12 protein-coding genes and 2 tRNA genes are annotated in these 11,058 nt (G+C 66.0%); 3 read left to right on the top strand and 11 right to left on the bottom strand.

All coding sequences use genetic code 11. The annotated features are described in order from the left end of the window. Positions 1–12: 12 nt before the first annotated feature. The 5 genes from rlmD to surE all read right to left on the bottom strand — a co-directional run bounded on the left by rlmD (position 13) and on the right by surE (position 4,853). Positions 13–1,245 carry a 23S rRNA (uracil(1939)-C(5))-methyltransferase RlmD gene (rlmD, locus tag AC07XP_RS27850; RefSeq protein ID WP_495266486.1) on the bottom strand — a complete coding sequence of 411 codons (1,233 nt, stop codon included), beginning with the start codon at positions 1,243–1,245 and terminating at the stop codon, positions 13–15. 67 nt (positions 1,246–1,312) lie between these two features. Continuing rightward, a complete protein-coding gene (locus AC07XP_RS27845) occupies positions 1,313–2,386 on the bottom strand; it encodes a sigma-70 family RNA polymerase sigma factor (RefSeq protein ID WP_070059618.1) in 1,074 nt (357 codons plus the stop codon). A 4-nt stretch (positions 2,387–2,390) separates the two neighbouring features. Further along, the gene (locus tag AC07XP_RS27840) at positions 2,391–3,302 is read right to left on the bottom strand and encodes a peptidoglycan DD-metalloendopeptidase family protein (protein WP_062479036.1); all 912 of its coding nucleotides are present in this window, start codon (positions 3,300–3,302) and stop codon (positions 2,391–2,393) included. Positions 3,303–3,313: 11 nt separating this feature from the next. After that, positions 3,314–4,090 (bottom strand): protein-L-isoaspartate(D-aspartate) O-methyltransferase, encoded by a 777-nt coding sequence (locus AC07XP_RS27835; RefSeq protein WP_095950964.1) that lies wholly within the window; start codon positions 4,088–4,090, stop codon positions 3,314–3,316. Positions 4,091–4,094: 4 nt separating this feature from the next. After that, positions 4,095–4,853, bottom strand: coding sequence for a 5'/3'-nucleotidase SurE (gene surE, locus AC07XP_RS27830; protein ID WP_062479041.1), 759 nt, complete (start codon positions 4,851–4,853; stop codon positions 4,095–4,097). 128 nt (positions 4,854–4,981) lie between these two features. On the opposite strand from surE, the gene AC07XP_RS27825 reads away from it, so the two are divergent. Then, positions 4,982–5,968 (top strand): NADPH:quinone oxidoreductase family protein, encoded by a 987-nt coding sequence (locus AC07XP_RS27825; protein WP_095744683.1) that lies wholly within the window; start codon positions 4,982–4,984, stop codon positions 5,966–5,968. A gap of 97 nt (positions 5,969–6,065) precedes the next feature. Here AC07XP_RS27825 and AC07XP_RS27820 read toward each other — a convergent pair whose 3' ends face one another. Then, positions 6,066–6,413, bottom strand: a complete 348-nt coding sequence (locus AC07XP_RS27820; RefSeq protein ID WP_056583066.1) for an H-NS histone family protein — start codon at positions 6,411–6,413, stop codon at positions 6,066–6,068. 285 nt (positions 6,414–6,698) lie between these two features. Continuing rightward, a tRNA-His gene (locus AC07XP_RS27815) sits at positions 6,699–6,774 on the bottom strand. A gap of 277 nt (positions 6,775–7,051) precedes the next feature. Here AC07XP_RS27815 and AC07XP_RS27810 point away from each other — a divergent pair. Together AC07XP_RS27810 and AC07XP_RS27805 are read left to right on the top strand one after the other, a co-directional pair. Beyond that, complete coding sequence (locus tag AC07XP_RS27810; RefSeq protein WP_062479046.1) at positions 7,052–7,300, top strand: GlsB/YeaQ/YmgE family stress response membrane protein; 249 nt, start codon at positions 7,052–7,054, stop codon at positions 7,298–7,300. 95 nt (positions 7,301–7,395) lie between these two features. Beyond that, positions 7,396–7,728, top strand: a complete 333-nt coding sequence (locus tag AC07XP_RS27805; protein ID WP_095744681.1) for a hypothetical protein — start codon at positions 7,396–7,398, stop codon at positions 7,726–7,728. Positions 7,729–7,734: 6 nt separating this feature from the next. On the opposite strand, the gene AC07XP_RS27800 is transcribed toward AC07XP_RS27805, so the two are convergent. The 4 genes from AC07XP_RS27800 to AC07XP_RS27785 form a co-directional block, all read right to left on the bottom strand. Further along, the gene (locus AC07XP_RS27800) at positions 7,735–8,409 is read right to left on the bottom strand and encodes a histidine phosphatase family protein (protein ID WP_495266485.1); all 675 of its coding nucleotides are present in this window, start codon (positions 8,407–8,409) and stop codon (positions 7,735–7,737) included. A 110-nt stretch (positions 8,410–8,519) separates the two neighbouring features. Further along, positions 8,520–10,439: a SurA N-terminal domain-containing protein gene (locus AC07XP_RS27795; protein ID WP_495266484.1), complete on the bottom strand. Its 1,920-nt coding sequence runs from the start codon at positions 10,437–10,439 to the stop codon at positions 8,520–8,522. Positions 10,440–10,515: 76 nt separating this feature from the next. Beyond that, positions 10,516–10,591: transfer RNA gene (locus AC07XP_RS27790), tRNA-Val, on the bottom strand. A 29-nt stretch (positions 10,592–10,620) separates the two neighbouring features. Beyond that, a complete protein-coding gene (locus AC07XP_RS27785; protein ID WP_007830705.1) occupies positions 10,621–10,893 on the bottom strand; it encodes an HU family DNA-binding protein in 273 nt (90 codons plus the stop codon). Positions 10,894–11,058: the final 165 nt, after the last annotated feature.

Below are 11,058 nucleotides of genomic sequence, written 5' to 3'. Positions count from 1 at the left end.
TTCGCAAGGTGGCTATGGGTATGGCCGCGACCCCCCGCCCCCCCCCCCCCGCGGCGGGTCGACCAGCCACTTGTCGGCGCTGCCGTCGGCCACCAGCATCTCGGGCGTCATGTCGAACAGGTTGCGGGCCACGAACCGGGTGGACGACAGCGCACGCCGCTCGGGCGTTGCAGGCTGATTTCTCTGGAAGTTGTCGGTGGCGCGTGCCACCAGCGTGTCGCTGCCCTCGATGCCCAGCACCTCGCGCGCCTGGCTCGCCAGCGGCAGCGTGAAGTTGCCCAGGCCGCAGAACCAGTCGATCACGCGCTCCTCGGGCTGCACGTCGAGCAGGCGCAGCGCCTTGCCGACCAGCGCGCGGTTGATGTGCGGGTTGACCTGGGTGAAATCGGTGGGCTTGAACGGCATCGTCACACCGAACGCGGGCAGGCGGTAGGCCAGCGGCGTACCGCCCTCTTCCAGCAGCTTCACGGTGTCCGGGCCCTTGGCCTGCAGCCACCATTGCACGCCCTCGTTCTCGGCGGCGAACGCCTTGAGCCGCCCGATGTCGGCGCCCGACAGCGGCTCCAGGTGACGCAGCACCAGGGCGATGGTGCCCAGCGCGGTCGAATCCGGCGCGTCGCCGCAGGCCAGCTCGATCTGCGGGCAGGTGTCGCGCGCGTCCATGGAACCGATCAGCGCGCGCAGCGGCATCAGCATGGCGCTGACCTGCTTGGGCAGCACGGGACAGACCTGCATGTCGGCCAGGTAGCGGCTCTTGCGCTCGTGAAAGCCGATCAGCACCGTGCCCTTCTTGACCACGTGGCGCACCGACAGGCGCGCGCGGTAGCGGTAGTGCCAGGCCGGGCCTTCGAGCGGGCGCAGCACGTTCTCGGGCTTGACCTTGCCCAGGTGCCAGAGGTTGTCTTCCAGCGCACGCTGCTTCACCGCCACCTGGGCGGCGGCGTCGAGGTGTTGCATCTTGCAGCCGCCGCACGCGCCCGTGTGCAGGCCGAAATGCGGGCAACCGGGGCGCACGCGCTGCGAGGATTCGCGGCGGATCTGCGTGACCGTGCCCTGCTCCCAGTTGTTCTTGCGGCGGTGGACGTTGAACTGCACCTCCTCGAAGGGCAACGCGCCTTCGATGAACACGACCATGCCGTCGGACTTGTGGGAGACGCCTTGCGCGTCCAGGTCGAGCGACTCGACCTGGAGCCATTCTTCGGCGGGGCTCGCGGGGACTTTCTTTTCTTCGATGGATTCCGTCATCCCCCGATTGTCTCAGCGTGGCCGGGGCGGTCCGGCCGCGACGGGTTACCTTCTTTTCTTCACACCGCTAGAACAGCGCGTCGCGGCCGACGCCGGAGCGCGCCAGCTGCTTGCGCATCTTGGCCAGGGCCTCGTTCTGGATCTGCCGCACGCGCTCGCGTGTCAGGCCCAGCCGCACGCTCAGCACCTCGAGCGTCTCGGGCTCCCGGTCGTGCAGGCCGTAGCGACCTTCGAGCACCTCGCGCTCCCGCGCGTTGAGGGCCTGCACCCACTGGTCGAGCAGGCGCTCCACCTCGTGCGTGTGTGTCACGCCGGCAGGGTTGCCCTGCTCGTCGTCAGAGGCCACGGTGTCGGCCAACGTGAAGCCTTCCTCGCCGCGCGCGTCGCCCGCATCGAGCGAACGCGGCGCCTCGGCCAGCGCCAGCAGGTCGGCCACCGCCTGCACCTCGCGACCGAGCAGTGCGGCCACGTCCTCGACGCGCACGCCGTCCGGCCGGCTCGCGAGGAACTCCGCATCGCCCTCGAGCGTGCGGCGCGCACGCAGGACCTGCTGCAGTTCGCGCACGACATGCACCGGCAGGCGGATCGCCCGCGACTGCGTGATGACGGCGCGCTCGACCGACTGGCGGATCCACCAGGTCGCATACGTGGAGAAGCGAAACCCGCGCTCAGGCTCGAACTTGGTGATGGCATGCATCAGCCCGAGGTTGCCTTCCTCGATGAGGTCGGACAGCGGCATGCCGCGCCCCAGGTAGTTCTTGGCGATGTTGACCACGAGCCGCAGGTTGTGCTCGATCATCGACTGCCGCGCCGCGAAATCGCCGGCGCGTGCGGCGCAGGCGGTGGTGTATTCCTCGGCGGGAGTGAAGAGCCCGGTGCGCCGGACTTGGCGCAGGTAGATGGTCAGGGCATCGGCGCCCTCGCCGCCCATGACCTCGGCGGCGGTGCCGTGAGGCGGGGCCGATGCTGCCGAGGGAATCGACGGATCCGCTGCGGGGTCGTCGGGAAGAGAGTCCGTGCTCAGCGGCTCGTCGCCGCTGTCCTGATGGCCATTGCGGCCACCGTTGCTTCGAGGTGAAGGGCTGCCCTGCCCCGCCAGCCCACGCACGGGCAGTGTGCGAAGAGGGCGGGAGGCAGCCATGGCATCACCGGTTGGGCAGGTAGCGCGACGGGTCGACGGGCTTGCCCTGGCGGCGGATCTCGAAATGCAGCTTCACGCGATCGGCGTCGCTGTTGCCCATTTCGGCGATCTTCTGGCCCTTCTGAACCGACTGGTCTTCCTTCACGAGCAGCGTCTGGTTGTGCGCATACGCCGTGAGGTAGGTGTTGTTGTGCTTCAGGATGATCAGGTTGCCGTAGCCGCGCAGGCCGGCACCGGCGTAGACCACACGGCCGTCGGCCGCGGCCAGCACGGGGTCGCCGGCCTTGCCGCTGATGTCGTAGCCCTTGTTCTTGGCTTCGTCGAAACCGGCGATCAGCGAACCGCTGGCAGGCCAGATCCAGCCCAGGTCGTCGTCACCCGAACTGCTCGGGCCCGAAGGCGAGGCCGTGACAGGCGGCTTGGTGGTGCCGCTCGCGCCGCTGGCCGGCACGGCCGGCGTGACGGACGCCTGCGGGGCCACCGGCTTGGTGGTCGCCTCGGTGGCCGCAGCAGGCGCAGAGGTGGACGGTGCCGTGGCGACCGCCGTGCTGCCACCGGTCGGTGGAATCACGCGCAAGACCTGGCCGACTTCGATCAGGTCGGGGTTGTCGAGGTTGTTCCAGCGCACGATGTCCTGCCAGCGCTGGCCCGTTTCGCTGCCGATGCGGCGGATGGAGTCACCGGGGCGCACGGCGTAGTAGCCGGGCTTGCCGTAGTTCTCGATACCGGGGAGCGGTTTGCCGGACGCGTCGGTCGTGATGGGAGGACCGCCGGGCGTCGTTGCCCCGGGTGCGCGCGTCATGGTGCCCCGGTCTTCGACCGGTGCGGGACCGCGCGGTGCGGAGCAGCCCGCGATCACGAGCACAACAGCCAACGTGATGCCTGCGAACAAACTCCGATTGCCAAAACCCTGCATTTGTTATTCCTTCAAGCGATGCCCGATTTTAGGGGGACAAAGTGAACCGCCTCAAGAATGCGCCGCTCGAGCCCACGGGGGGTCTTGTCGATCACGACGAGGGCCTGTCCACCGGTGGCGGAATGGGTCGGCGCGACGATGCGCCCACCCACCGCGAGCTGCGCGATCCAGGCCTCGGGCACGGCCTCGCCGCCTGCCGCGGCGATGATGCCCGCGTACGGCGCGCCCTTCGCATAACCGATCATGCCGTCGCCCAACATCAGGTGGACGGTGGCCAGGCGGAAGTGCCGCAGATTGGTGCGCGCGCGCTCGTGCAGTCCGCGCAGACGTTCGATGCTGTAGACCTCGGTCGCCACTTCATTCAGCACCGCGGCCTGGTAGCCGCAGCCGGTGCCGATCTCGAGCACGCGACCCAGCCGCTCCTGCGGCTTGCCGGCCAGCGCCGGCGCGCCCAGCAGCAGCTCGATCATGCGGGCCACCACATTGGGCTTGGAAATGGTCTGCCCCAGCCCGATCGGCAGGCTGGTGTCTTCATAGGCCTGGTTGACCAGCGCGCTGTCGACGAAGCGATGCCGCTCGACGGTGCCCATGGCGCGCAGTACGCGCGCATCGGTGATGCCCTGCGCCGCGAGCTTTTGCACCATGCGCGCCCGCACGGCGTCGGACGCCATCGAGGGCGTGGACGGGACCATCGGCTTGACCGGCACGGCGGGCATGCGCCCGCGCGTGGCGGCCGAGGCGGTGGGGGTCAGTCGAACCGGGAAACTGGGCCGCGGAGGGGTCGCCATGTCGTCAATTGCCGAGACGGGCGACCGTCTCGCGCCATTGGCCCAGGTTGGCGTGGTCGGTCAGGTCGATCTGCAAGGGCGTCAGCGCGATGTGGCCGGCCGCGGTCGCGTGGAAGTCGGTGCCCTCCCCGCTGTCCTTGGCGCTGCCTGCACCGGCGATCCAGTACATGGTTTCGCCGCGCGGGCTGTCCTGCGTGATCACCTTTTCGGCCGCGTGGCGGCGCCCGAGCCGGCACACCTTGACCGGTTTCAGTTCGTCGAACGGGCGGTTCGGCACGTTCACGTTGAGCAGGAAGGCGGGGCCACCGAGCATCTTCTCGCGCTCGATCTGCTGCACCAGCCGTCGCGCCACCTGGGCCGCCGCATCCACGTGTGCCCAGCCTTTTTCAATCTGCGAGAAGGCGATGGCCGGGATGCCGAACAGGTAGGCCTCCATCGCCGCGCCCACGGTGCCTGAATAGATGGTGTCGTCGCCCATGTTGGCGCCGTTGTTGATGCCCGAGACCACCAGGTCGGGCCGGTAGTCGAGCAGGCCCTTGAGCGCGATGTGCACGCAATCGGCCGGCGTGCCCGTCACGTAGCGGAAACCGTTGTGCGCCTTGTGCACATACAGCGGCGCGGCCAGCGTGAGTGCGTTCGACTTGGCGCTGTTGTTGTGCTCGGGTGCCACCACCTCGACGTCGGCGATGTCCTTGAGTGCGTCGTGCAACGCGACGATGCCCGGCGCCTGAAAGCCATCGTCATTGGAAATAAGTATCTTCATGGTGCTTCTGGGTGCAGCGGATTGTAGGTGCGGGGTGCGTCGCAGCAGGGACAACGCCGCACCACAGCGCCGCCTATCATCGCCCCGAATTCATTGCCCACACGACTCATTCGAAGGAGACCCCGAGCATGCACGCATGGCTTTGCGAAAACCCCACCGGCGTCGACGCGCTGACCTGGAAAGAACTGCCCACCCCCACGCCGGGCCCGGGCCAGGTGCTGATCGAGATCAAGGCGGCCAGCCTCAATTTTCCCGACCTGCTGATCGTGCAGAACAAGTACCAGATGAAGCCGCCGCTGCCCTTCGTTCCCGGATCGGAATATGCGGGCGTGATCCAGGCGGTGGGCGAAGGCGTCACGCACCTCAAGGTCGGCCAGAACGTGGCGTGCCTGTCGGGCACCGGCGGCTTCGGCACCCACACGCTGGCACCCGCTGCGCTGTGCATGCCGCTGCCCGAAGGTTTCGGCCACGTGGATGCTGCCGCTTTCATCATGATCTACGCCACCTCGTGGCACGCACTGATGGACCGCGCGCAACTCAAGGCGGGCGAAACCGTGCTGGTGCTCGGCGCGGCCGGCGGCGTGGGCACCGCAGCCATCCAGATCGCCAAGGCGGCGGGCGCCAAGGTGATCGCCGCGGCATCGACCGACGAAAAGTGCGAACTGTGTCGCTCGATCGGCGCCGACGCGACGATCAATTACACGACGCACGCACTGCCCAATGGTTTCCGCGATGCCATCAAAGCCGCGACCGACGGCAAAGGCCCGGATGTGATTTACGACCCCGTGGGCGGCGATTTCGCAGAACCGGCATTCCGCTCGATTGGCTGGCGCGGTCGCTATTTGGTGGTCGGTTTTGCATCGGGCCCGATCCCGTCGCTGCCATTGAATCTCACGCTGCTCAAAGGCGCGTCGCTCGTGGGCGTGTTCTGGGGCGATTTCGCCAAGCGCGAACCCAAGGCCAATGCACAGATGATGGCCGAATTGGCCCAGTGGTACGGCCAGGGAAAAATCAAGCCGGTGATCGACAGCACGATGCCGATGGCCGAATTGAAGGCCGCCTATGCGCACATGGGATCGCGCGGCGTCAAGGGAAAACTGGTGATGGTGAACTGATCGGACGCGCGCACGTCACTGTGCGCGCCTTCCAATAAAAAAGCCCGCCGAAGCGGGCTTTTTTATTGGGCGAATGTCCAACTGATTCTGCAGGCAATCACTTGATCTCGTAATCGGAGAGCGACTTGCCGGCTGCCAGGGCTTCCGTGACCCAGCGCGGCTTGCGGCCACGGCCACCGGACCAGGTTTCGCCCGTCGGGCCGCGGTATTTGGCGGCGGCCTTGGCGGCTGCAGGACCTGCGCTGCGCTTGGTTGCGGCGGCACGGCCACCACCCAGCTTCAGATCGGAAGCGGTCAAACCGTATTCCGCAATCTTCCTGCGCACTTCTTCGATCACGCCGGCCCGTTCCTGGTTACGCAGGTCTTCGGCCTGCTTGCGCAATTGCGCAATCTGCTCGTCGTGCTTCTGGATCTGGGAATTGATATCGGCGAGTGACGAAGCCATTGTTGGACTCCTGTTGTGAATTGAAAACGGCTGAATTCTAATTCAAACCACTTTTGCCACAAGCGCCTTTTCAGCAGAAAAATGCAGGCGCATTGGCGGAATGCAACAACCCGCAACACATGCGCACCATTTTGGGCACTTTCAAAATCGGGGGTAGCTGGGAAAGAATGCGGCGTACAACCTGGCGCTTGAAGCGACGGCGAAGCCAGAAATGACAACGCCGGGCAGGCCCGGCGTTGGAATCCCTTGGGTGCTATTGAGAAATAGCGCTGGGACTGAATTTTTTGGGGTGGCTGATGGGACTCGAACCCACGACGACCAGAATCACAATCTGGGACTCTACCAACTGAGCTACAGCCACCGTAGAGCCTCTGATTGTAGCGTTAAAAATCGCGGCTTTCGCTCCCGCGATCACCAAAGACGCTGAAATGCCACATTGACATGCAACCCAGCGCCTTCAGAGACCGTCCGCGATGGCCTGCCGCCACACATGCGCCCTGCCCCATGGGCATAACTTCGCAGTCGCCCGTTCGATGTGCCAGGCCGACGCCGACGCGCGAATGGCTCCGCTATCATGAATGCGAGCGGCCCAACCGGGCCCGGCTTTCGCCACTTCACTTCATCAAAGGAACTTCTTCATGAGCATCGTCTGGACTATCCTGATCGGGTTCGTCGTGGGTCTCGTGGCGCGGGCCGTCAAGCCGGGCAACGATTCCGCCGGCTTCATCGTGACCACGCTGATCGGCATTGCAGGTTCGCTGGGCGTGACCTACCTCGGCCAGGCAATGGGCTGGTACACCGCCGGCCAGGGCGCCGGCTTCATCGCCTCCGTGTTGGGCGCGATCGTGCTGCTGATTCTCTACGGCCTCATCAAGCGCAAGAGCTGACACCTCTGACGCCGTGCCGCGCAACGCGGCCGGCGGTTCTTCCGGCTGCCTGGGCCCCACACTTCTTCAGCCAGCCTCGCGAGGCCTTCCCACCGATGCCCCGCAAACCACGCGCCCGTCACCACGTCTATGTGGTCGAACTCGACGACCGCGTCTGGAACAACGGCCGCTTCCGGCGCGCCAACCCCGACTACCAACTCGGCAAGCCCTTCGTCTATGTCGGCATGACCGGCCTGGACCCCGACATCCGCTTCGACAAGCACAAGGCCGGCATTCAGGCCAACCGCTTCGTGCAGGAGTTCGGCCTGCGGCTGCTGCCCGCACTCTACGAACGCTACAACCCGATGCCGTATGACGATGCACGGCTGATGGAGGTTGACCTGGGCATCGCCCTGCGCCGCGCCGGCTACGGCGTCTGGCAGGCCTGACCCTGCTCAGGAATAGGTGATCCAGTCTTCGTAGGCCGGGCCGTCCAGATGCGGCAAGGTGTTGTAGGTCACGAGCATGTGCCGCTTCGGCGTGAAGGCAAACTCGGTCACCGAGCTGTTGCGGATGCGCAGGTTGAGTTCGATGGTCGTCTCGGCGCTGGTGCCCAGCACATGGCCGACCGCGGTGCTGATCGGCCCACCGCTCGACACGACCAGCACCTTCGCGCCGTGGTGCCGCTCGCGCACGTGGTCGAGCGCCGTGGTCACGCCGGCCAGGAAGTCGACGTAGCTCGGCATGCCGACAGGTGCCGTGCGCCCCTGCATCCATGCGCCGAGTCCATCGCGCAGCAGACGGAAGTGATGCCGGTACATCTCGGGTGAATCAGGCTTCTCTAGCTTGCCCTGGTGCACCGTGGCGATGACGGCCTCGCTGTCGTACTCGTTGAGTCCCGGCCACGGCAGCACGTCGTCGCGCGACAGCCCGAGCCCCTGCGCGATGCCCTCCCAGGTCTGCTTGTGGCGCTTCAGCGTGCCGGTGATGACGGCATCGAAACGCATGCCGCGCTCGCGCCAGTATTCGCCCAGGCGCACGGCCTGCCGGTGGCCGAGTTCGCTCAGGTTGTCATAGTCGGCAGCACCGAAACTGGCCTGCCCGTGGCGCACGAGGTAAAGGGTTCCCATGCGCCGGATTCTGGCAAGAAGCGCGACACGCGCTTGTCCCTCGTGCGACCAAAAAAAAAGCCCGGGTCGTCGAACCCGGGCTTGTTGCGAGCAGCGGTTGCCCGTCTGTCTCAGCGCGCCGCCGCAGCGGTCGGCAGCGTGTCGGCCGGCTTCGGCACGAGGATCTCCACCTTGAAGCGTTGCTTCAGCAGCTCGTAGTAGGCAGCGGCTTCGGCGGCAGTCACCGACTGGGCGATCTGCATGCTTTCCTGCTGCGCCTGTTCGGCCGTCGGCGGCGTGCGCGGCACGACCTTGGTCACGCGGACCACGGCATAGCCTTGCGTGCCGAGATCCACGCCGAGCAGCGCGGGCAGCTTGGCGCCGTCGGCACGCAGTGCGGCGTCGATCACCGGTGCGGGCTGCGACTGCGCATCGATGCGCGACACCGTGACCGGCGCGCCGAAGGTGGCGCCGTCGGCCTTCACCTTCCAGGCAGCGAGCTTGGCTTCGCCCTCGGTCTTGGCCAGTGCTGCGGCGCGCTCGGTGATGAGCTGTGCGCGGATCTTGTCCTTCACCTCGGCCAGCGGAATCGGATGCGCGGCCGTGTACTGCGTCACGCGGCCCGATGCGAGCTGGTTCGGACCGACCTCGATGGCTTCGGTGTTCTGCTTGCGGTCGAGCGAGTCGGAGGCATACAGCGCCTGCAGGAAGTTGCGGCTGGCGAGCGGGCCGGTGGCGCCCGGCGCGGGCGTGCGCGGCACGTTGGTGGCAGTCTGGATCGTGAGCTTCAGCTTCTCGGCGGCCGGCTTCAGGCTCTCGGGTTGCTGATAGACGGTGTCCGTGAAAATTTCCGCAGCCTTCGCGAATTCCTGCGTGGCCTGTTGGGCGCGCACTTCGTTCTCGATGGTCGCGCGCACCTTCTCGAAAGGCGGCACCACGGCCGGCTTGATGTCGGTCAGCTGGATGATGTGATAGCCGAACTCGGTCTCGACGAGGTCGCTGATGTCGCCCTTCTTGAGCGCGAACATCGCGTCTTCGAAAGGCTTGACCATCGCGCCGCGCGTGACGAAATCGAGGTCGCCGCCCTTCTCGGCCGAGCCGGGATCCTGCGAGTTCTTGCGCGCCACGTCGGCGAAGGTGGCCGGCGCCTTCTTCACGTCGGCCAGCAACTGCTCGGCCTTGGCCTTCGCCTTGGCGCGGTCGCCGCTGGACATGCTGGCCGGCGCGGTGATCAGGATGTGGCTTGCACGGCGTTCTTCCTTGGTGCCGAAGCGCGCGGTGTTCTGTTCGTAGTAAGTCTTGAGGTCGGCCTCGTTCGCGACGATGTTCTTCTTCGCGGCTTCGAGGTCGAGCACGAGGTACTCGATGCTGGCCTGCTCCGGCGCCTGGAACTGCGACGTGTGGTCCTTGTAGTAGGTCTCGATGTCGGCATCGCTGACAGTGACCTTCGACGCGAAGCTCTCGGGCGCGAAGCGCGCGACCTGGATTTCACGGCGGTCGTAGAAGGCATTCACCGTGGCCGCGGTCAGCGCCGCCGGTGCGAAGCTCGTGCCCGTCACGCCCAGCAGCACCTGCTGCGAGGCCATGTCGGCGCGCACCGATGCTTCGTACTGCTCGGGCGTGCGGCCGGTGGCGCGCAGGAAGGCTTCGCGGTCGAACTTGCCGTCGGCCGTGCGGAACGCAGCCAGGCCGGCGTCCTGCGCGAACATGCGCGTAAGGCGGTCTTCGGACACCGACATGTTGGTCTTGACCGCCGCGGCCGCCAGCACGCGATCGCGCACCATGCGCTCCAGCGTGGCGTAGCGCAGCGCGTCGGAATCGAGCAGCGTCGGATCGACGTTGGGCGACTGCTGGCGGATGCGGTCGGTCTCGACGCGGTGCTGCTGGTCCCACTCGGGCTTGGTGATGTCGTGACCCTGGATGCGGGCCACCTTCTCGTCGCCGCCCATGCCCTGGTAGCGCTCGACACCAAAGAAGACGAACGAGGGAATGATCAGCAAGAACAAGAAAATCATCACGACTTTGTTGTACTTGCGGAAGGTATCAAACATGCTTGAACACTCTTTTTCGACGGGCGCCGGACGGCAATAAAAAAGGCGAACCGGTGTTCGCCTTTGCATCGGGTGGTGGTGGGTGCTGAGGGGCTCGAACCCCCGACCTACGCCTTGTAAGGGCGCCGCTCTACCAACTGAGCTAAGCACCCCACCTGGAATACTCTCCGAGTCTACAGCCTCAGTTCAGCGCGTCTTTGAGCGCCTTGCCGGGACGGAACTTCGGGATCTTGGCTGCCTTGATTTTAATCGCGTCGCCGGTGCGGGGATTTCGGCCGGTGCGGGCTGCGCGTTTGCCGACTGCGAAAGTGCCGAAACCGACGAGCGACACGGAACCGCCCTTCTTGAGCGTGGTACGAATGGCGCCAATGGTGGATTCGAGCGCACGGGTCGCTGCGGCTTTGGAAATATCGGCGTTCTTTGCGATGTGCTCAATCAGTTCGGTCTTGTTCACAAGGGCCCCTTGTCGAAAAAAAGTTGGTCGGCTTTCGTCAGCTGCGACCTGGCCGCGACGGGAGCGACTCAAGAACATGGCAGGCCTGACGCCTCGGCAGCGCACTGCCAGCGAGGATTACAACCACTGGTCTGCGGGGTGTCAATAAGACACAACGCACTGCAG

Source organism: Variovorax sp. GW531-E2 (genome assembly GCF_059423125.1).
This window is presented reverse-complemented; position numbering and strand designations above follow the sequence as displayed.